A 26214-nucleotide genomic window follows, 5' to 3' on the forward strand; every position below is an offset into this window, starting at 1 on the left:
AGCAGACAGAGACAGCAGACGGAACGTCTGATGAACCTGCTGATCGCTCTGAGAGCCGCCCGCGGATGGGTCTCGCGGAAGACTCTGATGAGCGCCATCGACGGCTATGCGGGACTTGACGACATCGCCTTCGACCGCAAGTTCTCCCGCGACAAGGAGCTTCTGCGGCACATGGGGATCACGATCGCCACTCGCGCCGAACATGACGCCTACTCGGATGTGGGGGAGACGGGCTACCGGATCTCAGCCGACGACTACGCGATGGACGACGTTGAGCTCACGCCCTCCGAAGCGGCCGCGGTGGCAGTTGCCGCACAGTTCTGGTCCGACACCGAACTCGGTGAGTCCAGTGCGCAGGCTCTGACGAAGCTGCGCGCCCTGGGCATTGACCTGACCGAGGCAGGACCTGGGCACGTCGAAGCCAATCAGGGGCCCGCAGCACGCAAGCTCGGCAGTGCGAACTTCGCCACTGCCCTCCACCACATCAACGCCCGTGAGGCGATCAGCTTCAAGTACCACAAGCCCGGGCAGAGCCCCCGCAAGGTCAAGCTCGAACCCTATGCGCTGCTTAGCCGCGGTGACAGGGTCTACCTGCTGGGCCACGACATCGACCGGCAGGCCCAGCGCACGTTCCGCCTCTCCCGGGTCGAGGGCAAGCTGACGAAGCTCGGCGGACGGGACCCCGGTGACTATGACATCCCCGCGGACTTCGCCCCACATGTGGCACTGAGCTCGAGCACGGAGATGGCTGTCGTCGCCGAGGCGAAGCTGCGCATCCGCGCCCACCGTGCGGACCCCCTGCGCCGACGACAGGTGCGCACGGAAGATGATGCCGTGATCATCGAGTTCACCGATGCCGCATCCCTGGCCGCAGAGATCGTGAGCTTCGGTACCGCCGTCGAGGTGCTTGCCCCGGTCGAACTGGCCCAGGCTGTCGATGACCGACGGCAGACAGTCAGAGAGTCCCTCGAACGACTCGGAGGTCGCAATGTCCTCAGCGCGTGAACGACTCACCCGGCTGCTCAGCCTGGTCCCGTATCTCGATGCCCACCCGGGAGCCGACCTGGAGGAGACCGCGGCCTACTTCAACATCGATTCGGACACCCTCATCGATGACCTGCAGCTCCTGTTCGTGACAGGTCGACCCGGCCACATGCCCGATGACCTCATCGACGCCAGCTGGGAAGGCGGGAAGATCTACATCTCCAATGCGGAAGAGGTCTCCGTCCCTGTCCGACTCAGTGCCGAAGAGGCCGGAGTCCTCGTGCTGGCCCTCGAACTCATCGACACCCTGCCCGGGCTCGACACCGAGGCGGTCCGGACGGCGGCGTCGAAGCTGCGACTGGCTGCGGGGGAGAACCTCCACACGCCCGTCGAGGTCAGCCCCATCCCCGCGGACGAGGAGCTGATGACGTTCCTCAAGCAGGCGATCGACACGGAATCGGCGGTCGAGATCGACTACTACGTCGGTTCCCGAGATGAACTGACCCGGCGGATCATCGCCCCCAGCAAGCTGGTACCCGGGGCGGACTGGTACCTGGACGCCTGGTGCTATGCCGCTCAGGCTCCACGCCGCTTTGCCCTGAGCAGCATTCGCTCCTGGACTCCGGCTGCACATCCGCCGCTGACCGTCAGCACCTCACAGTCGAGTGCGCGGGAGGTCACCATGACGCTGTCCGCAGCGGGTGCATGGCTCGCGGATGAACTCGAGCTGAGCGAGCGTGAATACTTCGCCAACGGTGAACCAAGTGTGCGAATCAGATTCCTGGTGCACTCCGTGGACTGGTTGAGTCGATTCCTGCTGTGCCATGCCGACGTCATCACCGACATCGACGACAGCGAAGCGGTGGACGCCGCACTGACGCGACTGGGCTGAAACCGGTCCTCGCACATCGGAACCAACAGTGCGGCGAGGATGAAAGGCACAGCCACACAGCGTAGAATCTTTCAGAGCAGACAATAGTCAAGGAGTCCCCATGAAACCGAGTTTCGTGCAGATCGCGATCGTGATCCTCATCATCGTGATCATTTTCGGCGCACCCAAGCTGCCGGCGCTGGCCAGAAGCCTGGGTCAGTCGATGAAGATCTTCAAATCAGAGGTCAAGGATCTCCGTGATGATGACGAGCCCAAGAAGACCGAACCGGGCGAGCTCAACCGCGAGGCAAGCGAGAACGACAATTCGTCGACCGCCGAGGCTGCCCGACAGCCTGAGCAGGCTGCACAGGAAAAGCAGGATCCGCAGTCTCGCGAGAAGTGAAAGAGCAGCACGACCGGCGATCGTCCTCGGCGCGTAAGAAGAACCCTGAGCGGAAGATGCCCGTTGTCGGGCATCTCATCGAACTCCGGAATCGTCTCCTTGTCGCGGCGATCGCGATCGCCCTCGGTGCCGTCGCCGGATGGTTCCTCTACGATCCGGTCCTCGACATTCTGCAGGAGCCGATCCGCAGCATCCGTGCCTCGGGTGACCGGACCGCTGAGATCAACTTCGCCGGAGTCGCCTCCCCGTTCGATCTGAAGATCAAACTGTCGTTCTTCATCGGCATCTTCCTGTCCTGCCCGATCTGGCTCTACGAAGTCTGGGCATTCATCGTTCCGGGGCTGACGAAGAAGGAGAAGCTCTACTCGCTCGGCTTCCTCGGTGCCGCGATTCCACTGTTCCTCGCGGGATCGACCATGGCCTTCTTCGCCCTTCCCAACGCAGTCAAGGCACTGACGTCGTTCACCCCGGCAGGCGGCACGAACATCATCCCTGCCCAGGATTACCTGAGCTTCGTGATGGTCATCATCGTGGTCTTCGGTCTGGCGTTCGTTCTTCCGGTGCTCATGGTCGGGCTCAACATGATAGGCATCCTCTCGGCCGCACGGATCCAGAAATCCTGGCGGGTGATCGTGATGATCGTGTTCCTGTTCGCGGCCATCGCCACCCCCACTCCCGACGCATTGTCGATGTTCTTCCTCGTGATCCCGATGATGACGCTGTTTTGCGTGGCATGGGTGATCTGCGTGTTCAGCGACCGGAGACGTAAGAAGAGGCTCATCGCCCAGGGCCTGTGGGTCGACCCCGACGAACCGATTGACTGAGAGAAGCATGACTGAATCCATGAGCCCGCTCGAACCCTCGGCAGACGCTGAGCCGTTGAGTCCGTCGGCGGCCTATGCCGACTATCGAGACAGGTCGAAGAAGGCGCAGACCCCCTTGGGGCGGTTCGCGGCCAGGACCGACTTCGATCTCGACGACTTCCAGCTCGAGGCGTGCACGCAGCTGCAGGAAGGCAAGGACGTCCTCGTCACTGCGCCCACCGGTGCCGGCAAGACTCTGATTGCGGAATTCGCTGTCGAGCTGGCCAGGGACGAAGGCAAAAGGGTCTTCTACACCACCCCGATCAAGGCGCTGAGCAACCAGAAGTTCAACGATCTCATGGAAGTCCATGGTGTCGACAACGTCGGGCTGCTGACTGGTGACACCTCGATCCGGCGTGATGCGCCGATCATCGTTATGACCACAGAAGTCCTGCGCAACATGCTGTACAACGACCTGTCGGGACTCTCCGACCTCGGGTTCGTCGTCCTCGACGAGGTCCACTACCTCGCCGATCGTTTCCGCGGTCCCGTGTGGGAAGAGGTGATCATCCACCTGCCGGACCGGGTGCAGATGGTTTCGCTGTCGGCGACCGTCTCCAACGTCGAGGAGTTCGGCGCCTGGCTGCGTGAGGTGCGTGGGCCCACAACCGTCATCTCCACCTCTCACCGCCCGGTGCCGCTGGTCAACCATGTCCTCGTCGGCCACCGTATGTATGATCTGTTCACTCACCACGACTCCGACCGGATCGATCCCGCCCTCAACCATGCCACCCGGACCCATGGTGGGCCCCGCTCGAAGCGCGAACGAGCCACCCGTGCCCGATTCCGCAGGCCCAGCCGAACACAGGTCGTGTCCTCTCTGGCAGAGACCGGCATGCTGCCGGCGATCATGTTCATCTTCTCCCGAAATGCCTGCGACGAGGCGGTGGAACAGTACCTGGCCTCCGGATTCGACCTGAACTCCCGTGAAGAGAAGGTCATCGTCAATGCCGCGCTGGAGAAGCTGCGCGATGAGCTGGCCAGCGAGGACCTGGGCATCCTCGGATTCCACTCGTTCAGGGAAGGCCTTCTGTTGGGAGTCGCCGCCCACCACGCGGGGATGATCCCGCAGTTCAAACAGCTCGTCGAGGAGCTCTTCTCCCAGGGCATCATCAAGGTCGTCTTCGCCACCGAGACCCTGGCCCTGGGCATCAACATGCCTGCACGCACAGTCGTCCTCGAGAAGCTCGTGAAGTTCAACGGTGAGGCCCACGTCTCGATCACGCCGGGGGAGTACACCCAGCTGACCGGGCGTGCCGGGCGCCGCGGCATCGACAAGATCGGCCACTCCGTCGTCATCTGGCACCCCAGCTTCGAAGTCAACGAGATCGCAGGACTCGCCTCCAACCGCTCCTACGCGCTCAATTCTGCGTTCGGACCCACCTACAACATGACGGCGAATCTGCTGTCGCGGATGAGTTCGGCGGAGGCAGCGAAGGTTCTTGAGACCTCGTTCGCACAGTTCCAGGCCGACAAGGCCGTCGTAGGGCTGGCGAAGAAGGTGCGCAAGAACGAAGCGACGATCGGAGCCTACGAGAAGTCCATGCAGTGCGAGCTCGGGGACTTCGCCGAGTATGCGCGTCTGCGGCAGGCCATCAGCGATACCGAGAAGCAGGAGACTCGCACCAAGTCGAAGAACCGGCAACGTGAGATCGTCGAGTCGCTGAGTACACTCAAGGTCGGCGACGTTGTCACCCTGCCCGCGAAACGAGTTGAGGGCACTGCCGTCATCATCGCGCCCATGAGCTCCCGCGACGGAGGTTCACGGCTGCCGACGGTGCTGACCGAACAGGGCAAAGTCTGGCACCTGCGTCCCCACGAGGTGACCGAACCGCTGGCAGCACAGGGACGGGTTCGTGTGCCGAAGAAGTTCAATCACAGGCAGGCGGGGGACCGGAGGCAGCTGTTGGGCATCCTCAACGATGCCAAACACGATGGCAAGGTCGATCCAGAGGCCCAATGGGAATCCTCATCCGGTGCTTCTGGTGTCAGCTCGAGCGTGTCGGAGATGACCGCGCAGCTGCGAGCTCATCCCTGCCATGAGTGCCCGGACCGCGAGATGCACGCCAGGTGGGCCAACCGAGCGGTCAAACTGGTCAAGGAGAACGATTCGCTCATCGCCCGGATCGAAGGCCGAACGACGTCGATCGCTCTCGTGTTCGAACGAGTTCAGGATGTGCTGCGCACTCTGGGCTTCGATCCCGAACAGTCCGATATGCTGCGTCGGATCTACGGGGAGCGTGACCTGCTGGTGGCGCTGACCATTCGCGCAGGGCTGTGGGACAACCTCGTCGAACCTGAACTCGCAGCATTCGCCTCGTGCTTCGTCTTCCAATCCCGGCGCGGTGACACCCTCCATCCGGATCGTGCCCCGAGCCGCGACCTCAAGGTCAACGGTGATGAAGCAGTGACTATCTGGCGCAAGCTGTTCCAACTTGAGGAACAGCACGCCCTGTCCACGACGCAGGAACCCGACAGGGGGCTGTTCAAGCCGATGTACCGCTGGACCGAAGGCAAGAACCTTGCCGACTCCCTGCGCGGTACGGACATCGCCGCCGGAGACTTCGTCCGGTGGGCCAAGCAGAGCCTTGACCTGCTCGGTCAGGTCGCGGAGGTGGCCGAACCGGAGACTTCGGTGCGCATCCGTCGCACAATCGAAGCGATCCGCCGCGGAGTCGTCGCCGACTCCTGATCGGCAGATCGTTCCGACCTCAGCAACGGGATCTGGCTCAGCAGCGGGATCGTGATGACAGCAAAATGGGCCCGCCTTCAGAAATGAAGACGGGCCCAGATGCGTCTCAGCGCTTGACCTTCTTGACGATGTTCTCGATGTCCGAGCCGAACGCGCTCTCCGTGGTCAGATAGGTCCATGTCGACGACGGACGCTTGAGTCCGTGCGATTCCAGATCGATTCCGGAATCCGTGAACTCTGCCTCTTCGACCGTCGACGCTGAATCCTCGATGACGTCGGACCAGAATGAGGAGAAGACTCGGATGGACTCCGTGTTGAATGCCTCATGCGGCTTTTCACGTGCGAAGGTGCGCAGATGGATGCCCTCACGCAGATCGTTGAGGAACGCGAGGTGGTCGACCCAGCGTGCGTCGAGATGGAACAGCATCACTTCGCGCAGCGTCGCGTCGACGAGCTCCTGCGAATGCTCGTCCGCCAGATCCTTCGCCACATCGCCGAGGCGCCCCTTGAGTTCGTCGATGGCCTCATCATCGACACGCAGCTCTTGGCGTCGAGCGAGGACGAGGTCACGCTGCTTGGCCATGAGCTCGTTGAACTTCCAGGTGTCGCGGTGCAGCGCCGTGTTCTGACCTTCAGCGACGCGCTGAGCGTGTTCGACGAGACTCAGCGCCCGCTTCGACTCGATCCACCCGGTCTCATCTCCTTCGGAGACGAAACGTTGGATCTCCGGGACACGAGTCAGCAGCTCATCTTCGAGGCTGGTGAAGAACACGGACGTTCCCGGATCGCCTTGGCGCCCGGCGCGACCGCGCAGCTGGTCGTCAAGACGTGAGGATAGGTAGCGCCCAGCACCGATGACTAGGAGCCCGCCGGCATCGGCGACGCTGTCATCGGCCAGGCGGATATCGGTGCCGCGTCCAGCCATCTGGGTCGACACCGTCACCGCACCGGGGGCACCGGCAGCCGCGATGACCTCAGCCTCGAGCGAATCGTCCTTGGCATTGAGAACGGCAACATCGATGCCGCGATCGATCAGCCGAGCTGCCAGCGATTCGCTTTCCGCCACCGAGGACGTGCCGATGAGCACGGGACGACCCTTGGCATGGTTGTCGGCAACCTCGTCGACGATCGCGCGTTCCTTCGACTCCTGATACGTGTAGAGCCTGTCAGGTTCGTCGTTGCGGATGACGGGCAGGTGCGTGTCGACGGGGACGATCTCAAGGTTGTAGAACTCGCGCAGGTCATCGCCGACAGCCAGTGCGGTTCCCGTCATACCGCAGACGGTCTCGTAGCCGTGGATGAGCTCTTCGACGGTCATCTGGTCGAGGATCTCACCGCTTTCAGTGGTGCCGACGCCTTCCTTGGCCTCGACGGCTGCCTGCAGTCCGTCTGGCCAGCGCTGCAGTTCGGCCACACGCCCACGGGAAGCCGAGATGAGTTTGACCCGTCCGTCGACGACAAGATAGTCAACATCGCGCTTGACCAGGGACTTCGCATACAGGGCGAGGTTGACCGCAGCGAGATCGGACGCGTCTTCACCGAAGAGCTCGACGTCGAGTTCAGCTTCGACGCGGTTGATTCCGTCGTCTGTGAGCGAGACCGCTTGATGATCCGGGCTGATCTCGTAATCGATGCCGGGCTCGAGGGTCTCGACGAGTGCCGCGATCGCAGCGTTGGCGTCTTCGACGCTGGCCGATCCGGCGAGGACGAGCGGGACACGAGCTTCGTCGATGAGCACAGAGTCAGCTTCGTCGACGATGACGACATCACGATCCGGGACGCGAATCTGGTCGTCATCGGTGACGAAGCGGTCGCGCAGCACGTCGAAGCCGACCTCCGTCACCGAAGCATAGAGAACCTCAGCACCATAGCCTTCGCGTCGCTCGGACTCACTCTGAGCACCGGAGATCGATGCCGACTTGACACCGAGGAGGTCGAAGAGGGGCTTCATCCAGGTGCGGTCGCGAACAGCGAGATAGTCGTTGACGCTGACCACGTGGACTCGACGACCCTGGAGAGCGTAACCGGCTGCAGCGAGAGCGCCGACGAGGGTCTTGCCCTCACCGGTGGCCATCTGCACGATATTGGCCTGCAGCAGTCCCACCAAGCCCTTGATCTGCGTGTCATAGGCGCGCTCGTCGAGAGACCGTTCGGCAGCCTCACGAGCCAACGCACAATAGCGAACGAGATTGTCCTGCGCGGAGCCTGAGGTGAAGATGTCGGCAGCGGCCTCTGTCAGCTCGCTGTCATCCATCTTCGCGTACTCACGACTCGCGGCCGCCATATCGTCAGCGGCCCTATCGAACCATCCCGTGGCTTTGTCGGCCTGTGCGCCGGGTCGGTTGAGCAGTCGTGAAAAGAAACCCATTATCGTCCTTCGTCGAGTGATGGTCGCAATTGATTCTATCGTTCAGGCCATGGGCCAGGAGCCATCGACGACGGCCTCGGCGTTGCCCTTTCTGCGCAACCAAGACTGCAGGTCAGCGGCCTGTGCGCGTTTCCAGTCGCCCTGGGCGGACATGATATCGGCCCGGGTCAGATTCGCGATTTGCTCCGAGCTCTCGGCCAACGCTCGGGAAATGTCCAGGGCGGCAAGGGCATCCGCTGCGGCGTCGTGGGCGTCGAGCAGGGTAACCTTCCACCGTTTGGCTGTCTCCGTGAGAGTCCGTTTGCCACGACGGAACTGCTCGATGCGCTTGTCCAGGACAAATGTATCGACGATCGTCGGCAGCAGTGCCGCAAAATCGATATGGGGCTGATGACGTTTGACTTCGGCCGCCATGACGCTGAGGTCATAGACGATGTTGTGGCCGACGACGACGGCGCCTTCCGATCTGAGATCTGACAGGACCGTGCAGAGCTCGGCGACCACCTCTGCCACCGGGGCGCCGTTGGCTTGGGCGAATTCGGTGGTGATTCCATGAACGGCTCGCGCCGGTTCGGGAATTTCGACGCCAGGGTCGGCCAGCCAGGTGCGTGAGTTGTCGACGGATTCGACGAATGCAGCAGTCACGATTCTGGCAGTCGACGGGTCGACACCGGTCGTCTCGAGATCGAAACCGACCAGCCGCGACTGCGACCAGGAATCGGCGGTGGATGAGCTCGGAACCGACGCGGCCGAAGGCTGCGGAGCAGGTGCCTGGATCGGAGCGATCGTGCTTGTGCCGGTGGCCATGGGGGAGGGCCGTCCCGATGCCTTCGCGCCCGAATCTGTGTCGGCGCTGCCGAGGGCCGCGATGAGGTTGTCGACCGAACGGCGGATGTTCTGGCCACGGGCTGCCATCTCCACCGCAGGGCGATCAAGTTCGCCGGGCACGGACTCGAGATCGAGTCCATGAGCGACATCGGTCAGGCATCGCATGACCTCGATGGTCTTGTAGAGCGTGTCCTCCTCTTCGATCAGCGTGGCCGCTCGTTTGGGGCTGAGACCACCGGTCTTCACACCGGCCTTTGCGGCCTTGATGATCGATGCGAGGGAACCGAAGTTCGAGAGCAGCGTCGCTGCGGTTTTCTCTCCGATCCCCGGTGCACCAGGCAGACCGTCCGAGGGATCGCCGCGCATCGCGGCGAGCTCACGGTATCGGGTTCCATCGGGCACACCATAGGCCTCGGGCAGATCTGCCTGGGTGATGGCCTCCCACTCTCCGCCCTTGCGTGGTCGAAGCACACTGACGTCTGCGGCCGCATCGATGAGTGCGAGCAGATCACGATCGGGGGAGACGACGACTACAGGGGTGCGCGACTGGGCGGCCATGGTCGCGATCACGTCATCGGCTTCGGTCCCGTCCACCTCGGCGATGGGGATTCCTGCGGACCGAAGAACACGAGTCATGATCGGCAGCTGCACAGCCAGCTCGGGCGGGATCTCCGTGCCTGCTTCGGCATCTTTGATCCGGGCCGCCTTGTATTCGGGCATGATCGCGGTTCGGAAGGCTGGCCGCCAATCCGCGTCCATGGTCGCCACGACTCGTGGGGAGTCGAATCGGCGGATCATCTGCGCGATCGCATCGAGGACGCCGCGCACAGCATTGACCGGCTGGCCCTCGTCATTGACGATCGAATCGGGGACCGAGTAGAAGGCACGGTAGTACAGGGCGGGCGTATCGATCAGAACCAAGGGCTTCACACTCGTTGACGATACCCGACACCCCTGACTCGAGTGCAAAGACGCGGACACGGAGGTGTAGCCTATCGGCTGTGACTATGTACTTTGGTGGAGATGTATACAGCAGTGTCGACCCCTTTGCGACCGCCTTAGGCACGAAGGACGGGAAGGTCTCGTTCATCGGTTCCGATGAGGCAGCACTTGCATCGGAGCCCGACGCAATCAACCTCGACGGGGACTTCCTCACCCCCGGTTTCGTTCACGCGGGGCTGACTCTTCGCGAGGGCGGCCCCGACGGTGACCAGCTCGTCGAGTCCGGTTTCACCCACGTGCACGTCCTCGGTACCGCTGAGGCCGTACGGGACTTCAGCGAACGCGCGCCCCGGACTCTGAGGATCGTCGCGTATCCCGAGATCGGCGCCGAGACCGCTCCAGCGGCGGACCCGACCACGGACAGAGCGAGCATCGCTGCGCTCGACTTCCTCCGGCTCGAGACGTTGCCGGAGATGGCCCTGTACATCCAGGTCGAGTCGAACCAGCGCCTCGGCGAGGTCCTGGACCGTGTGCGCGACCATGCCGCACTGGCACAGCGCAACGGATACCGTCTGCTGCTGAACTTCAGTGTCGACGAGGACTTCATCACGCCGCTGGGCTACTCCGGCATCGCGATCACCCTCGACCCTGCGCAGCCGCAGCCTTTGGCCCAGCTGCTGTCGGCAGGTGCCCAGGTGTCGTGGTCTGACTCACAAGGTTCACCGTGGGCGACTGTGCGCTCGGCCGTTGTCGGCGAGAACGGAATCGGAGCTCGCGCAGCGTTCAACGCAGCCACCCGGTTCGCTCACCGTGCCGCTGGCAACCCGGACGGTGGAGTCCTCGCCCCTGGAGCCGACGCAGACTTCGTGCGCTGGCAGGTCGAACGACTCGTCGTTCAGGTCGCAGATGCGCGCGTTGCCGCGTGGAGCACCGATCCGCGTTCGGGCACACCCGGACTGCCGGAACTCTCACCCGACGTGGTGCTGCCGACTCGCATAGCACTCAGCGACGATGCGTAGAGCCCGTCGACGCGGTGACCCTCGGCCCTGATCGCAAGATTCAAGACGACACGCCGAGAAGCGAAGTATTTTTATTATTCTGTCTTGCGTCTGACCTGGAGATTTGAACATACGCCCAGGTCAGAGCGATTTTGCAAAGATCACGGCAGCCACTAGATTCGTTGTTGACATTCCACAGCAGCTGGGATGGAGCCGGCACTCTCGTCATTAGATAACTCGTTTCCCAACGTGGTCCGAAGGCGAGGGTGTCGGCTCATATTTTCCGTCCGGCGCGGCGTATCGTTGTGGCCGTGGTTTCTAAGACTCTGGTCGTCATTCCGACCTACAACGAACGACTCGCTCTTCCTGTGACACTGGCCGGTCTGTTCGAGAATCAGCCCGACGTCGACGTTCTCGTCGTCGACGACGGCTCACCCGACGGCACCGGTGACTGGGTCGATGAGCAGGCGCGCACCGATCCACGTCTGCATGTTCTGCACCGCAGTGAGAAGTCCGGTCTGGGGATGGCCTACATTGCAGGATTCGAATGGGCGCTGGAGCGCGACTACGACATCATCTGCGAGTTCGACGCCGACGGATCTCACCGTCCCCTGGACCTCGGGCAGCTTTTGGCAGTGGCCCAGGCGGGACATGCCGACCTCGTCATCGGCTCGAGGTGGGTTCGGGGCGGGGCGATCGTCGACTGGCCCCGCTCCCGCTTCTTCCTCTCCCGCGGAGCCAACATCTACGTCAATGCGGTCATGGGTCTCGGGGTCAAGGACGCGACTGCAGGGTTCCGTGCGTATTCGCGACAGGTACTGGAGGGCCTCGATCTCTCCGGAGTGCAGTCTCAGGGCTACTGCTTCCAGATCGACATGACCTACCGCACGGTCGAGGCCGGATTCCGTGTGGCCGAGGTTCCCATCGTCTTCGTCGAACGCGAACTGGGCGAATCGAAGATGAGCGGATCGATCATCTCCGAGGCATTCACCAAAGTGGCCGGTTGGGGTCTGACCCGCCGCAGACGACAGGCTCGAGGCGTCATCGAGCGACTCGCTGCTCGCAGCTCGGCTTCCCGAGGGCGCTGAGTCAGCTCCGGGCAGTCAAGAAGGGCGGGGTGCAGGTCCGATGACCTGCACCCCGCCCTTTTTGCTCAGGTGTGCTCGTGCGATTCAGTGCAGAGGCCCTCAGGCCTGCGCAGGAACCTCACCGCGGCGAACGGCAAGTCGCTCATCGAGCAGAACCTGAAGTTCGTCGAAGGAGCGGCGCTCGAGCAGCATGTCCCAGTGGGAGCGCACATGCTTGCCCGGCTCGCCATCGGGCTCGTTCACGCCGACACGGGTGCCGACGCCGTGGATGCCCGAATCCCAGGTGGAGGGAACTTCGGCCTCGATCGAGAAGGGAACCTTGAACCGGGTTCCGTCTTCGCACTCGAATTCGACCATTTGGCGAGGCGCTGGTTCGACGCCCTCTTCCGTTTCCAGGCTGCGTGAGCCCAACTGTGTTCCGCGGAGACTGCGTTCGCTCATATCTCTCTCACCTTCCGACTCGACTGCAGACGTCTCATACGAAAGAACAGTCTACCGTCTGCGCCTATTCCCAGCACTCAGGTCCGAACTGCGAGCTCGCGCAGCCCCGCCGGAACGTCGTCGGTGACGATTCCATCGACATCGAGGTCGAGGAGGGCGCGCATCGACGCCGGGTCATTGATGGTCCATACATGAACCGCCAGACCCGACCGGTGAGCCCGGGACACGAAGTCCTCGGTGATGACGGGTACGCCCTTGAAGGACATCGGAACCTGCAGCGAGTCGAGGCCGACCGGCAGGGGACAGGGCCCGGACTCGGCCACACCGGGCAGCCCTCCCGCCGCAACCAGCGCGGATTCCAAGACTCCCGCCGAGGTTCGGACCCCCGGCAGGGCCTGTCGCAGGCGGCGCAGGGTCGAAGACGAGAATGAAGCAAGCCGGATTCTCCCTTCGGCGTTGAGGCTGCGGACGAAGCGAACCATCGGCGCAATGCTGCGTGCAGCCTTGACATCGATGTTCCACGCCGCCTCCGGAATCGACTCGAGGAGAGCAGACAGTCGGGGCAGATGACCACCGGCCAGGAGTTCGACGGAGTCGAGTTCGGTGGCGGTGAGGTCGTGGATGCGGTGCGGACGATCGGCAATGCGGTCCAGGTCGGCATCATGGGCTGCGAACAGGACGCCGTCGGCCGAGGCGTGGACGTCGGTCTCCATCCACCGCACACCTGCCCGATGGGCGGCGGTGAATGCCTCAAGAGTGTTCTCACTCATACCGGGCCACTTCCCGCCTCTGTGGGCGATGATCTCTGCCTGAGAATTCATGGTCCAATCCTATGTTGCTGTTGACCTCGGAGTCGGGGTCGACAACTATGGAGACATGAGCCGAACACAAGATCCGATCGAACCTGATTACGTCATCGATTCCACTAAGAGGACACCGACCGAGAAGGCGCGTTCGGCCGCCACCAGAGCCTACGGTGCGGCCAGCAGCAGTGTGAGGAACGCTCGCGAGGCGACGTCGGGTTCCCGCCTCATTGAAACGACCGAGGCGAACGTGAAGAAGGCGCTGGGCAATGTCTCCCATGCCATCGACGATGCTGTGCGCAGTGGGAAGGTCGAACGTGCTTTCGACAAAGCACAGGAAACAGTGACCACCGGCGCCGATGGCATGCGGAGACTGGTGACGCGCAAGTCGAAGTGATCTGATACCCATCAATATGGCACGCTCATGGAGCGTGCCGTATTGCTTTTGTAACAGTTTCTTAACTACACTGTCTTCAGGTAACGATCCGATAACTTGGAGCCAGTGTTGAGGTGCACTCGATCATTGAGTCTCCGGTTGCCGAAACACCGGCCAATGACTACGAGGATTCACTGTGGGAAAACACTCTTCGCCCCGTTCGACAACGACGGGCTCGCTCTTCTCTGCGCTCAAGGCACCTAAGAAGAAGTCTGGACGGCATTCGCCCCAACAAGCCGATAGCGCTGGCAACACCGCAGGGGGAGTACTGGCATCGGTGCGTTCACGCCCGGTCCTCTCCGCATTCATCGTTCCCACGGTGGCGACCGCCGCAGTCGTGGCCTCCAGCTTGGCGATGGTCCCCGACAGCACGAGCGGTGGCCAGCAGGTCGTTGCTGAGGCCCCCGTCGTCGCGGCAGCCGAAGCGACACAGTCCCCCGACGAGTCCCTGGCCAAAGCGAAGAAGCAGGCCAAGGAGAAGCCGGGCACGATCACTCTCGAGTCCAAGATCGAGACACCGAGCCCGACCCCGACCGAGTCCGCAACCAAGGACACCGAAACGAAGGACTCGGCAAGCAAGGATTCGACGAGCGAGGATGCCTCCACCGGCGGCTCAGACTCGAAGGAGCCGACGCCCGATGCCAACGACGATCCCTCGAAGTCCGGCGACTCCGCAGGTCAGTCCGGTACCTGCCCGATGTCGTACTACGGCGGAGGCGACGGATTCGATGGTCGAAAGACAGCCAGCGGCGAGCCATTCGATACCAACAAGCTGACCGCAGCGCATAAGTCACTGCCGTTCGGCTCGCAGGTGAAGATCACCAACACAGCCAACGGAAAGTCCGTGACGGTGCGCATCAATGACCGTGGCCCCTATCACGGCAGTCGCTGCATCGACCTGTCCAAAGCGGCCATGGAAGCGGTCGGCGGGGTCGGAGCCGGGCAGATCAACGGCAAGTACGAGGTTCAGTAAACGTCGTTCTGATTCCTCAGGAGCCGTTGCATACAGCTGTGCGACGTGCTTGCTCGCGCAGCGCCGTACGGACATCCAGAGGTGATATCACCTCGACCCCGCCAATGGTGATCAGCTGCGATACAGCGACATCCAATGGCTCCATCGGCAGGTCGACGACAATTGCTCCCTCTGCTGAGGAGGCACCATCTGCCATCGAGGCGGCCTCGATCGCCTCGTCCGTGATTCGACCGGGAACCGCACGTCGCAGATCGCCGAGGCTGTCGTTGGGTACCCGCAGTTTCACCGTCGCAGATCGGATCGAACGGTCGAATTCGATCTGAGACCTCGCCCAGTAGTCGCCGAGGTGGAAGCCCGGCGGGCGTGAGACTGAGACGTAGTGCAGTCTGATCTCAGTGATGCGCGAGACCCGGTAGGTCCGTGGCCTGCCACCAGGGGTCTGTGCGGCCAGATACCAGCGCCCTGCCTTGACGACGAGTCCCAATGGTATGACGGTGCGAATCAGGCAATCCCTGCCGTTTGCGTAGTCGAATCGCAGACCCCGGTGCGAACGCAGTGCCGCCACGATGACTGAAAGCTCATCCGGGCGCTCGTGTGTCATGAACCAATCTGGCCCGTCGATGAGCACATCCGATGAGAAGACTGAATCTGTCTCGGAGAGGATCTTCTCCCGAGCGGTCGCCAGCTCCCCGGAGTACCCGAGATCAGCCGCAGCGAAACCTCCGATGAGCACGGAATCCAGCTCATCACGGGTCATCCCCGACAGGGGAGAGGTCCAGGACCCGAGCAGACTGATACCACCGCCCGGACCGGACTCCGTCACGACGGGAACTCCCATCCGAGACAGATCACCGAGGTCGCGATAGACAGTGCGCTGCGTGACCTCGAGGCGAGTCGCCAGACACGCAGCAGTGATGGGCACAGACCGCTCGCTGAGGATGACGATCTCCGACACCAACCGTGCTGCCTTCATACCCACCAAGAATAATCATGGACACTGACATAGCGTGTCAGCGATTGCACGAGAAGGTGTCACCATGACTTCTCACAACGAATCGACCGCATCCCAGTCCGCTCCTCTCAACCAGCGGTCACTCCCCGACCGAGTGGCACTCGTCGCCGGCGCCACACGCGGTGCCGGACGCGCCATCGCTCGGGAGCTCGGTCGAGCCGGTGCCTTCGTGTACTGCACCGGACGATCAACCTCGACTCGGCCCTCCGACTACGGCCGGAACGAGACCATCGAGGGCACTGCCGAACTGATACGCGCAGAAGACGGCCGCGCCGAGGCGATCGTCTGCGATCACCTGCAACCGGCAATGATCGACGAGGTGGTCCGGACGATCGATGAGCAGCATGGACGACTCGACATTCTGATCAACGACATCGGAGGAGAGGCCTATGTCTCCTGGGGCGAAAAATTCTGGGACACCGACTTCGACTCCGGAATGCGGCTGGTGAATGCAGGACTGCTCACGCACCTGAACACGGCGCACGCCGCCTTGCCACTGCTCACTCGCAGACCCGGAGGTCTGCACATCGAGATCACCGATGGAACGTACGAGTTCAATTCCTCGCACTACCGGGAGAGCATCTATCTCGATCTGACGAAGACCGGCGTCAGCCGACTGGCATTCGGGCTCGGCCACGAACTGGCGGAATCGGGGTGCACAGCCGCAGCGATCACTCCCGGCTGGCTGAGATCGGAGATGATGCTCGATCTCTTCGCCACGACCGAACAGAGGTGGCTCGAGGACTCCCTCGACCCAGCACGTGAGGTGCCGCCTGCAGATTTCGCGATATCGGAGACTCCGCAATTCCTGGGACGGACGCTCGTGGCACTCGCATCCGATCCCGACCGACACCGTTTCAATACGAGAACCCTCAACAGCTGCGAATTGGGCGATCTCTATGATATCGACGATATCGATGGTTCCCGGCCGGATTCTTGGGCGTTCATGGCAGCCAAAGAGGCCGACTCGGGCGCGGACGCACGTGACTACCGCTGAAACCGATTTCGCACCGTGGCAGTCGATCCCGAACCCGCCTTGGCAGGGTGATGTTCCCTGGTTACTGTGAGCACATAAGCGGAACTTTCGAAGGAGTGCGGAATGTCGGATCGAACATGCGATGTGGTCATCGTCGGAGCCGGTCCGACCGGCCTGAGCGCGGCGAGGACGCTGCAGGCTGCAGGCAAAGACGTTCTCGTCCTCGAAGCAAGAGACAGGGTCGGCGGTCGCACCTGGACCGATCACATCGACGGGCAGATGTACGAAATCGGTGGCCAGTGGATCTCACCGGACCAGACGGCGCTGCTTCAGCTCGTCACTGAGCTGGGCAAGGAAACCTACCAGCGCTACCGGGAGGGCGACAGCGTCTACATCGCACCCGATGGCACACGCACCGTCTACAGCGGCGATATGTTCCCGGTGGGGGAGTCCACCCAAGCAGAGATGGAACGTCTGATCGCGAAGTTGGACGAGCTCGCCGTCCGCATCGGACCCACCGCCCCGTGGGAAGCCGAAGACGCGGCCGAACTCGATTCGGTGTCCTTCCACCATTGGCTCCGGAATCAATCCGACGATGAGACCGCGTGCGCGAACATCGGCATGTTCATCGCTGGGGGAATGCTGACCAAGCCCGCCACCGCATTCTCCGCACTGCAGGCAATCCTCATGGCCGCCTCGGCGGGATCGTTCACTCACCTCGTGGATGACCACTTCATCCTCGACCGCCGTGTCGTGGGAGGAATGCAGTCGGTCTCCGAGCAGATGGCAGCCGAACTCGGCGAAGGCGTCGTCCACCTGGACAGCCCCGTTCGCACAATCGAGTGGACCGACGACTCCGTGAGAGTCGGCACCGATGCGATGAACGTGTCGGCCGCCCGTGCCGTTGTGGCTGTCCCGCCGAACCTGTACTCGCGCATCAGCTACTCCCCGCATCTGCCGCGCCTCCAGCAGGTCTTCCACCAGCACCAGTCGATGGGCCTGGTGATCAAGGTCCACGCCACTTATCAGACACCGTTCTGGCGAGAAGACGGCCTGTGCGGAACCGGATTCGGTGCCGGGCAGCTGGTGCAGGAGGTCTATGACAACACCAACCACGGCGAAGAACAGGGGACGCTCGTCGGATTCATCTCCGACGTCAATGCCGATGCCATGTTCGCCCTCGACGAGGACACCCGCAAGCAGCGCATCCTAGAATCACTGGCCGACTTCCTGGGCCCGCAGGCCCTGGAACCCGAGGTGTTCTACCTGTCTGACTTCGGGGCCGAGGAGTGGACTCGAGGCGCCTATGCCACGAGCTACGACCTCGGGGGACTGCACCGGTGGGGACGGTTCCAGAACGATCCAGTCGGCCCCATCCATTTCGCGAGTTCGGACATCGCAGCACACGGTTACCAGCACGTCGACGGTGCGGTCAGAATCGGGCAGGACACTGCCGAAAAAATTCTGAGCACCTGAAATCACCCCTGAAAGGTTGAGCTGATGACCTCGGCAACTCCATCTCCCAGCCCGCCCGGAAGCCCGTCCGATGGCACCGGCTCGGGCCTGAGCTCCAAGGGGCTGTCCGCGGGCAAGGTCGGCGCCATCGGCGGTGCCATCATCGGCATCTCGTGCATTGCTCCTGCCTACACACTGACCTCGGGTCTTGGACCGACGATTTCGCAGGTCGGAGTCCACACTCCGGCGATTCTGCTGATCGGCTTCGTTCCGATGCTGCTCGTCGTCTTCGGATACCGCGAGCTCAACACTGCCATGCCCGATTCCGGCACCACCTTCACCTGGGCGACACGTGCCTTCGGGCCGTGGCTCGGCTGGATGGGAGGGTGGGGGCTGATCTCGGCCACGGTCCTCGTACTCTCGAACTTGGCCGCAGTGGCCGTGGACTTCCTGTTTCTGCTGCTGGCTCAGATCATCTCCGACCCCGGGATCGCCGATCTCACACGAGTGCTGTGGATCAACATTCCCGTCACCGTCCTCCTGACTGCGGGTGCCGCATGGATCTCCTACCGGGGCGTCGAAGCAACCCAGAAGATTCAGGTCTGGCTGGTGGCCTTCCAAGTCCTTGCCCTCGGCTGGTTCGTCATCGCGGCATTCGTCCACGTGTCCAACGGCACCGCCTTCGACGCGACACCGGTCGAACTCGGCTGGTTCAACCCCGCCGAGGCCGGCGACTTCTCGACCGTCGCGGCGGCGGTGTCCCTGTCGATCTTCCTCTTCTGGGGCTGGGACACCGTGATCACCATGAACGAAGAGGCGAAGGACCCACAGAAGACTCCCGGCCGCGCAGCAATGCTCACGATCGTGGCCATCGTCATCATCTACCTTGCCTGCACCGTCGCCGTCATCTCCTTCGCCGGAGTCGGCACAGACGGATTGGGGGCAGGGAATCCGGAGAATCAGGAATCCATCTTCGCGGCCCTCGCCGGACCAGTGATGGGACCCTTTGCGGTCCTCATCTCGATCGCTGTCCTCTCGAGTTCCTTGGCCTCGCTGCAGTCGACGATGGTCTCACCCTCACGCACGATCCTGGCCATGGGCCACTACGGTGCTCTGCCGAAGAGGTACGGCAACATCTCACCCAGGTACAAGTCACCATCGGTGGCCACTGTCACCTCGGCGGCGGCCGCGATCATCTTCTACGTCGTCATGCGGCTGCTGTCGGAAAACGCCTTGTGGGACACGATCACGGCATTGGGCCTTATGGTCTGCTTCTACTACGGTGTGACCGGTCTGGCCTGCATCTGGTACTTCCGCCGGTCGCTGTTTGCGGGGGCAAAGAACTTCTTCTTCAGGTTCCTCTTCCCCCTGGTCGGGGGAGTGACCCTGCTGGTGATCTTCGTGACCACCGCGATCGACTCTCTCGACCCCGACTACGGCTCAGGATCCTCGGTCTTCGGCATCGGACTGGTCTTCGTGCTGGGCATCGGCGTACTGCTTCTGGGCGTAGTCATCATGATCATCCACTCCCGCAGGCATCCCGGCTACTTCCGTGGTGAGACCCTGACCCAGGGAGTCCACGAGGGGTGAACACGTTCAGCAATGGCCATGTGCCTGTGCACCAGCTGGTCGTCCTGCGACGCGTGCGCGACCGGATCGACAGAGAGTTCGACCGTCCCCTCAATGTTGAGGAGCTCGCAGCCGGGGTGCACATGTCGGCCGGTCACCTCAGTCGCCAGTTCAGAGCCGCGTACGGTGAATCGCCCTATTCGTATCTCATGACGCGTCGGATCGAACGGTCCATGGCGCTGATCCGTCGCGGTGACCTGTCGATCACGGATATCTGTTTTGCCGTCGGATTCTCGTCGTTGGGCACTTTCAGCACCCGGTTCAGCGAACTCGTCGGACTCTCACCGTCTCGATATCGTGCCGGGGTCGTCCAAGGTGATCACGACTTGCCCACGTTCATCGTCAAGAATGTTCTTCGACCCGTCAGGAATCGAGAAGTGCCGCCCGGCGACCCGAACTAGGATGACGATCATGAATATCTCGATCAACGCCAGTTTCCTGCCCCACACCGATGCCGAGGCGTCATTGACCTTCTACCGCGACGTTCTGGGCTTCGAGGTCCGCCTCGATGTCGGATCTGGACAGATGCGGTGGCTGACAGTCGGACCCGAAGGCCAGCCTGACACCTCGATCGTGCTCACTCCCGCGATCACCGACCCGACCATCAGCGATGCCGAACGCGAGGTCATTGAGTCCCTCATGGCCAAGGGCAGCTATGCGGCCATCGTGTTGGCCAGCCCGAACGTCGATGAGGTCTTCGCCGAGGTGGAGGCCAGGGCAGCAGACATCGTGCAGGAGCCGATGGACCAGCCCTATGGTCTGCGGGATTTCGCACTGCGTGACCCGGCCGGCAACATGATCCGCGTCCAGCAGCGCGGCTGACCGGCATGCCGCATCAACCCGACAACCATGAGCTGATTCGTGTCCAGGGTGCTCGTGAGAACAATCTCAAGGACATCTCCGTCGACATTCCCAAACGACGACTCACCGTTTTCACCGGTGTCTCCGGGTCCGGCAAATCGTCCTTGGTCTTCTCGACGATCGCCGCCGAATCCCAACGTCTGATCAACGAGACCTACAGTGCTTTCGTCCAGGGGTTCATGCCCGCGATGGCGCGACCCGAAGTGGATGTGCTGGACGGCCTGACCACCGCCATCATCGTCGATCAGGAACGCATCGGAGCCAATCCGCGCTCGACCGTGGGCACGGTCAGCGACATCAATGCGAAGCTGAGAACGCTGTTCTCCCGGTTGGCTCAGCCGAATCTCGGGACGACCAATGCCTACTCGTTCAATGTGGCCTCGATCAGCGGCAAGGGTGCCGTGACCATCGACAAAGGCACCGACAAACAGGTCGAGCGGCGGACCTTCACCGTCAACGGCGGCATGTGCCCGCACTGCGAGGGAATGGGCACAGCCACAGACATCGACATCGCCGAGGTGGTCGACGAGTCGAAATCTCTCAACGAGGGCGCGATCACGATACCGGGATACAAACCCGGTGGGTGGACTGTGCGGTTCTACTCCGAGTCGGGCTATTTCGACCCGGACAAGGCGATCGCTGACTATTCAGAGGACGAACGGCACTATCTTCTCTATGCCGAGGGCGAGAAGATCGTCATCAACGGCACGAACATGACCTTCGACGGTCTCATCCCGCGGATCAGGCGTTCGTTTCTGTCCAAGGACCGCGACGCGATGCAGAAGCATGTGCGGGAGTTCGTCGACCGGGCGGTCGTATACACGCAGTGTCCCGAGTGCGCCGGCACGAGGCTGAACCCCGCGGCTCGGGGATCTTCGCTGGCAGGCCTCTCCATCGCCGACGTGTGTGCTCTGCAGATCTCTGACCTCCTCGACTGGCTGACACAGATCGACGACGGGGGAGTCGGCCCTCTTGTGAGGTCGCTGACGGCAGATGTGCAGGCCTTCGTCGACATCGGACTCGGGTACCTCTCCTTAGACCGTTCGGCTGGTTCGCTGTCCGGGGGAGAGGCTCAACGGATCAAGCTTGTGCGTCACCTCGGATCCTCGCTGACGGATGTCACCTATATCTTCGACGAACCGACGATCGGACTGCACCCGCACGACATCGCCGCGATGAACGGGCTGCTCATCGCATTGCGCGACAAGGGCAACACCGTCCTCGTTGTCGAACACAAGCCCGAGACCATCAGAATCGCCGATCACATCGTCGATCTCGGACCTGGGGCAGGAACGGCCGGCGGAGAGATCTGCTTCATCGGCAGCCTCGATCAGCTCACAGCCAGCGACACGCTCACCGGCAGGCACCTGAACGACCGATCCCAGGTGAAGAAGACAACTCGCGAACCCACCGGGCATCTCGAGATCAGGGGAGCGAAGACCCACAACCTGCGCGACGTCGATGTCGATGTGCCGCTGGGCGTGATCACCGCCATCACGGGAGTGGCCGGTTCCGGCAAGAGCACTCTCATTGCAGGATCACTGCGTCGCCGGGACGGTGTGATCATGATCGACCAGGCGGCGATCAAGGGCTCGCGTCGCAGCAACCCGGCCACCTACACTGGCATGTTCGAGCCGATCCGCAAGGCCTTCGCCAAGGTCAACGGCGTCAAGCCCGCTCTGTTCAGTGCCAATTCGGAAGGGGCCTGTCCGGTCTGCAATGGTGCCGGAATCATCTACTCCGACCTCGGAATGATGGCGGGAATGTCGGCTCCCTGTGATGTGTGTGAGGGCAAGGGATTCCAGGCAGAAGTCCTCGACTACACTCTGGCTGGCAAGAACATTCGTGAGGTGCTCGATCTGCCGGTGACTGCGGCGATCGGCTACTTTGCCGCAGGGGAGTCACGAATCCCTGCTGTCAGCAAGATCATCGGACACCTCGCCGAGGTGGGTCTCGGCTATATCAGTCTGGGTCAGCCGCTGACGACTCTGTCAGGTGGCGAGCGGCAGCGCCTCAAACTGGCTACGCATCTCTCAGGCAAAGCTGCGGACTCTGCACCTGTCATCATCCTCGACGAACCGACGACGGGCCTGCATCTTGCCGATGTGGAGAACCTGCTGGACATGCTGGATCGTCTCGCAGATGCAGGGAAGACGGTCATCGTCATCGAACACCATCAGGCGGTCATGGCCCACTCCGATTGGATGATCGATCTGGGTCCCGGTGCTGGTCACGACGGTGGCCGAGTTGTATTCGAAGGCACTCCGGAACAGCTCGTCGCCTCTGCTTCAAGGCCGAACACGACATTGACCGCTCAGCATCTGGCGGCCTATGTCTCAGGTGTTTCAGCCTGACGACGGGGGAGTCGAACTCAGTCAGGGGAGTCCGACCATAGTCGCAGCGCGTTCAGTTCGCGTTGTGGCTTCTGTGCGTCGATTCTGAGGGCTCAGGGGTGGATTCCGGTTCACTCCTTGCGTCAGATCCGTTACGGTGTATAACGGCTCGGTAACGACCGGGTTACAAAACCGAAATGCAATCGTATTACGGAGATGACACAGTGAACCTCTACAGCACAAGCCTCCGCAAGGTCGCCCTCGTTGCAGGAGCCGGCGCGGTTGCCGCCGCCGGACTGACGGGAATGAGCGGCCCGGCCCAGGCCTCCACAGGGGCTCAGTCCTCGGGCGGCGTCTGGGACAAGGTCGCCGAGTGCGAGTCCGGCGGTGACTGGCACATCAATAGCGGTAATGGCTACTACGGTGGCCTGCAGTTCTCGGAGCAGACCTGGAACGCGTTCGGCGGTGAGGGCATGCCTCACAAGGCCAGCAAGGCTGAGCAGATCGACGTTGCTCAGAAGACCCTCAAGGAGCAGGGTCCGGGTGCATGGCCGGTCTGCGGTGACGAGGCCGGCTTGACGAAGGCCAACGGCGCCGCAGATGACGGCGGCGGATCCAAGGATGACGGAAAGGTTGGACTCGGCGGCAGCTGAGTCGACAGCTGAGGCGAACGCGACTGGCTGACACTTGGTCAGCCTGACGCGCGTTCAGTAGTTCAGCACAATGACGGCCGCGGATGGCAGACGAGCCATCCGCGGCCGTCATTGATGCCTGGTTGATGTCCGATGGATCGATATGTTGGATGCGGGTGCGGCGGCTCTGATGAGTGTGCTGTTATGTGTGCTGTGGGACCGCTAGGTGCAGGCGTGTGGGTAAAGCCGATAATATACATTATGTTAAGTAAGCTCGTTCGCGACTACTCCTCGCGTCCTGCGCGAGCGCCTTCAATGATCCGCATCGTCTGCTGACGACTCCTACTGAAGCGGCTTCCGTTTGACCCCGACATTTCAGTACCAGTCGAGTGCCGGCAGCGCGTGTGTGCTGACAGTGCCGTGGTGACCGTGAGCGCCAAGTTGTCGCTGGTCAGCCATGTGCCCTTGGCCTGCTGTGCGCAGAGTTGTCGAACCCGGCGGGAACGTTCAAGCGTCGATTGACATTTTTATCGAACGTTCAATACTGTGTGTGTGATCGGCTCAACAAGCCCAAGGCCGATTGTCACGATAGTCACCACGACGCAAGGAAGCATCATGGTCTCATCCAAGCTCACCTCTCCCCCGGCCGCAGCTGCTGCACCTGGGACCGAATCGCGACGCAAGGCGTGGTCTCTGACTGCGCTGCTCGTCGTTCTGTACGTGGTCAACTACGGGGACAAAGCCGCATTCGGCATCATCGCTCAGTCCCTCAAGGATGAACTCGGCATCAGTGCAGCTCAGATCGGTCTCGTGGGCAGCCTGTTCTTCTTCGCCTTCACCGTCGGTGGATTCTTCGCCGGAGCACTGAACAAATGGCTGTCCCTGCGCACTGTTCTCATCGTCCTGTCTCTTGTGTGGGCCCTGGCGATGCTACCGTTGGTGCTCTCGGCCACGTTCGCAGTCCTAGTTGTGTCCAGAATGCTCCTCGGACTCGCCGAAGGGCCCAGTTCTGCTCTCATCCACACAGCCACCTACTCATGGCACACCCCGCAGAAGCGCGGCTTCCCCGGAGCCCTGCTGGCCAGCGCCGCCTCCATCGCCAAGATTGCTCTGGCCCCGCTGCTCGCCTATCTCTCGGTCACGTTCGGATGGCGCAGTGCGCTGATCACGATGGCTGTCATCGGTGTCGTGTGGTGCTTCTTCTGGACGCGGTACTGGGAAGTCGGCCCCTACATTCCGGCTAAGGCCGCGAAGCACGCAATCGACCCGAGTGAAGAACCGCGAGTCCCCTGGCGGAAGATTCTCCTGACCAAGACGTTCATCAGCGGTGCGCTGCTGGTCGCCAGCGTCTACGCATTGGTGACCGTGGTCCTCACGTGGCTGCCGTCGTATTTCGAAGTGGGTCTCGGCTACAGTCGCCTCCAGTCAGGTTCCATGTTGGCCATCCCGTCGATCGCCGGTCTGATCAGCCTCATCGGCGGAACTCTGCTCTCTGATCAATTGCTGGCCAGAGGCTGGTCGTCCAGGTTCGTGCGAATCATCGCGCCTTCCGTCTGCGTGGTACTCGGCGGTGGAATTCTCTGCTTCCTCCCCTCGATCTCGAACTCCCCCGGTGCAGTTGCCATCGTATCCATCGGGTATGGCGTCGGCGTCGTCGTCCTGCCACTGTGCAATGCGGCGGTCTCAGAGATCTGCCCACCCCGACAGACAGCGGGAACGCTGGGGATCTTCTTGGCGCTCATGGCCGTGGGAGGACTCGTCGGGCCCTATGTCACCGGACTCATCGTCGATGCGGCGCCGACTTCTGGTCTCGGCTACGCCACCGCGTTTCAGGCACTGGGCGTCGCCTCCGCCGTCTGTGCGATGATCACGCTCATCTTCGCCGACCCGGAGAGGGACAAATTGCTCGTACGCACCGATGGTCACGCATCGTGACACTCTGCTCAAGCGACATCAAAGCCGCTGCCGAGGAACTGTGACGCCCCCGACCGTTACTGTGGAGTAACCTAGCCTATGACTAGGGAACCATTTGAGGCGGGCCCGATGTCGCAGAATTCGACGGCCCGTACGACCGAAAGGACGATTCCATGACCGTCGACACCGCAGATTTTGGAAAGAATCTCCAGGCCTGGCAGAAGCTGCAGAAGCTGCCATTCGGCAAGTGGCTCTTCACTCAGGCCATGTGCTTCAAAGTCCCCTACTTCCGCACCGTTCATCCGCGGATCCAGGAGCTGCGCCCGGGACTGTGCCGTGTGAGTGCGCCGAACCGTCGCGGCGTCCACAACCACCTCGGCACCTATCACGCAATCGCCTCATGCAACATGGCAGAGATCGCCGGTGGCATCATGACCGAGGCAACGGTACCGCCCACGCATCGTTGGATTCCCGCCGGCATGACCGTCGAATACAAGGACAAGGCCACCACGGGCGTCACCTCGATCGCCCGGCTCGACACCATCCCCGAGTTCGGCGACGAGAAGATGGATCTGATCGTGCCGGTCGACGTCCTGGATGCTGACGGGAATGTGTTCGTCTCTGCAGAGATCACCATGTACGTCTCCAAGAAGAAGGCGCGGTAGATGGAAGAAGGCGCGGCAGGCTGGAGTCGGAGAGTGTGCCGGTCAGC

The 26214-nt window shown here is 62.2% G+C and carries 23 protein-coding genes; 18 read left to right on the top strand and 5 right to left on the bottom strand.

Annotated elements, in window-relative coordinates:
- The first annotated feature begins 30 nt into the window (after window positions 1-30).
- From HU144_RS12640 to HU144_RS12660, 5 genes are all read left to right on the top strand, one after another.
- Window positions 31-1005 (top strand): helix-turn-helix transcriptional regulator, encoded by a 975-nt coding sequence (locus HU144_RS12640; protein WP_235351613.1) that lies wholly within the window; start codon window positions 31-33, stop codon window positions 1003-1005.
- A complete protein-coding gene (locus tag HU144_RS12645) occupies window positions 989-1876 on the top strand; it encodes a WYL domain-containing protein (RefSeq protein WP_235351614.1) in 888 nt (295 codons plus the stop codon). Before HU144_RS12640 ends, HU144_RS12645 begins: the two co-directional genes overlap by 17 nt.
- Before the next feature lie 100 nt (window positions 1877-1976).
- Complete coding sequence (gene tatA, locus HU144_RS12650; RefSeq protein ID WP_235351615.1) at window positions 1977-2258, top strand: Sec-independent protein translocase subunit TatA; 282 nt, start codon at window positions 1977-1979, stop codon at window positions 2256-2258.
- Window positions 2259-2314: 56 nt separating this feature from the next.
- Window positions 2315-3082 carry a twin-arginine translocase subunit TatC gene (gene tatC / locus HU144_RS12655; RefSeq protein WP_235352699.1) on the top strand — a complete coding sequence of 256 codons (768 nt, stop codon included), beginning with the start codon at window positions 2315-2317 and terminating at the stop codon, window positions 3080-3082.
- A gap of 7 nt (window positions 3083-3089) precedes the next feature.
- Window positions 3090-5813 (top strand): DEAD/DEAH box helicase, encoded by a 2724-nt coding sequence (locus HU144_RS12660; protein WP_235351616.1) that lies wholly within the window; start codon window positions 3090-3092, stop codon window positions 5811-5813.
- Window positions 5814-5919: 106 nt separating this feature from the next.
- On the opposite strand, the gene secA2 is transcribed toward HU144_RS12660, so the two are convergent.
- Together secA2 and HU144_RS12670 are read right to left on the bottom strand one after the other, a co-directional pair.
- Window positions 5920-8181 (bottom strand): accessory Sec system translocase SecA2, encoded by a 2262-nt coding sequence (secA2, locus tag HU144_RS12665; protein ID WP_235351617.1) that lies wholly within the window; start codon window positions 8179-8181, stop codon window positions 5920-5922.
- A 42-nt stretch (window positions 8182-8223) separates the two neighbouring features.
- Window positions 8224-9930: a 5'-3' exonuclease H3TH domain-containing protein gene (locus tag HU144_RS12670; RefSeq protein ID WP_268825889.1), complete on the bottom strand. Its 1707-nt coding sequence runs from the start codon at window positions 9928-9930 to the stop codon at window positions 8224-8226.
- 86 nt (window positions 9931-10016) lie between these two features.
- On the opposite strand from HU144_RS12670, the gene HU144_RS12675 reads away from it, so the two are divergent.
- Window positions 10017-10970: a metal-dependent hydrolase gene (locus HU144_RS12675; RefSeq protein WP_235352700.1), complete on the top strand. Its 954-nt coding sequence runs from the start codon at window positions 10017-10019 to the stop codon at window positions 10968-10970.
- Window positions 10971-11254: 284 nt separating this feature from the next.
- Entirely contained in the window at window positions 11255-12037 is a 783-nt protein-coding gene (locus HU144_RS12680) for a polyprenol monophosphomannose synthase (protein WP_235351619.1), read from the top strand.
- 99 nt (window positions 12038-12136) lie between these two features.
- Here HU144_RS12680 and HU144_RS12685 read toward each other — a convergent pair whose 3' ends face one another.
- Together HU144_RS12685 and HU144_RS12690 are read right to left on the bottom strand one after the other, a co-directional pair.
- Window positions 12137-12478, bottom strand: coding sequence for an RNA polymerase-binding protein RbpA (locus HU144_RS12685; protein ID WP_143921669.1), 342 nt, complete (start codon window positions 12476-12478; stop codon window positions 12137-12139).
- Window positions 12479-12555: 77 nt separating this feature from the next.
- A complete protein-coding gene (locus HU144_RS12690) occupies window positions 12556-13299 on the bottom strand; it encodes a glycerophosphodiester phosphodiesterase family protein (RefSeq protein ID WP_235351620.1) in 744 nt (247 codons plus the stop codon).
- Between the two features lie 55 nt (window positions 13300-13354).
- Between HU144_RS12690 and HU144_RS12695 the strand changes: the two genes are divergently transcribed.
- A complete protein-coding gene (locus tag HU144_RS12695) occupies window positions 13355-13678 on the top strand; it encodes a hypothetical protein (protein WP_235351621.1) in 324 nt (107 codons plus the stop codon).
- Between the two features lie 175 nt (window positions 13679-13853).
- Entirely contained in the window at window positions 13854-14690 is an 837-nt protein-coding gene (locus HU144_RS19445) for a septal ring lytic transglycosylase RlpA family protein (RefSeq protein ID WP_235351622.1), read from the top strand.
- A 16-nt stretch (window positions 14691-14706) separates the two neighbouring features.
- Here HU144_RS19445 and HU144_RS12705 read toward each other — a convergent pair whose 3' ends face one another.
- The gene (locus HU144_RS12705; protein ID WP_235351623.1) at window positions 14707-15663 is read right to left on the bottom strand and encodes a helix-turn-helix transcriptional regulator; all 957 of its coding nucleotides are present in this window, start codon (window positions 15661-15663) and stop codon (window positions 14707-14709) included.
- Between the two features lie 64 nt (window positions 15664-15727).
- Here HU144_RS12705 and HU144_RS12710 point away from each other — a divergent pair, with 64 nt between their 5' ends.
- The 9 genes from HU144_RS12710 to HU144_RS12750 all read left to right on the top strand — a co-directional run bounded on the left by HU144_RS12710 (window position 15728) and on the right by HU144_RS12750 (window position 26167).
- On the top strand, window positions 15728-16699 hold the full coding sequence (locus tag HU144_RS12710; RefSeq protein ID WP_235351624.1) for an SDR family oxidoreductase: 972 nt from the start codon (window positions 15728-15730) through the stop codon (window positions 16697-16699).
- Between the two features lie 102 nt (window positions 16700-16801).
- The gene (locus tag HU144_RS12715) at window positions 16802-18154 is read left to right on the top strand and encodes a flavin monoamine oxidase family protein (protein ID WP_235351625.1); all 1353 of its coding nucleotides are present in this window, start codon (window positions 16802-16804) and stop codon (window positions 18152-18154) included.
- A gap of 24 nt (window positions 18155-18178) precedes the next feature.
- A complete protein-coding gene (locus HU144_RS12720) occupies window positions 18179-19723 on the top strand; it encodes an APC family permease (RefSeq protein WP_235351626.1) in 1545 nt (514 codons plus the stop codon).
- The gene (locus HU144_RS12725) at window positions 19720-20163 is read left to right on the top strand and encodes a helix-turn-helix transcriptional regulator (RefSeq protein ID WP_235351627.1); all 444 of its coding nucleotides are present in this window, start codon (window positions 19720-19722) and stop codon (window positions 20161-20163) included. The genes HU144_RS12720 and HU144_RS12725 overlap by 4 nt, the downstream gene beginning before the upstream one ends.
- Window position 20164: 1 nt before the next feature.
- Window positions 20165-20584: a VOC family protein gene (locus HU144_RS12730; RefSeq protein ID WP_235351628.1), complete on the top strand. Its 420-nt coding sequence runs from the start codon at window positions 20165-20167 to the stop codon at window positions 20582-20584.
- A 5-nt stretch (window positions 20585-20589) separates the two neighbouring features.
- Window positions 20590-22977, top strand: coding sequence for an ATP-binding cassette domain-containing protein (locus HU144_RS12735; protein ID WP_235351629.1), 2388 nt, complete (start codon window positions 20590-20592; stop codon window positions 22975-22977).
- 176 nt (window positions 22978-23153) lie between these two features.
- On the top strand, window positions 23154-23609 hold the full coding sequence (locus HU144_RS12740; RefSeq protein WP_235351630.1) for a transglycosylase family protein: 456 nt from the start codon (window positions 23154-23156) through the stop codon (window positions 23607-23609).
- Window positions 23610-24203: 594 nt separating this feature from the next.
- The gene (locus HU144_RS12745) at window positions 24204-25523 is read left to right on the top strand and encodes an MFS transporter (RefSeq protein WP_096158732.1); all 1320 of its coding nucleotides are present in this window, start codon (window positions 24204-24206) and stop codon (window positions 25521-25523) included.
- Between the two features lie 152 nt (window positions 25524-25675).
- Window positions 25676-26167: a hotdog fold domain-containing protein gene (locus HU144_RS12750; protein ID WP_235351631.1), complete on the top strand. Its 492-nt coding sequence runs from the start codon at window positions 25676-25678 to the stop codon at window positions 26165-26167.
- The last annotated feature ends 47 nt before the right edge of the window (window positions 26168-26214 follow it).

This window comes from Brevibacterium sp. UCMA 11752 (assembly GCF_021532235.1).
Classification (GTDB): domain Bacteria; phylum Actinomycetota; class Actinomycetes; order Actinomycetales; family Brevibacteriaceae; genus Brevibacterium; species Brevibacterium antiquum.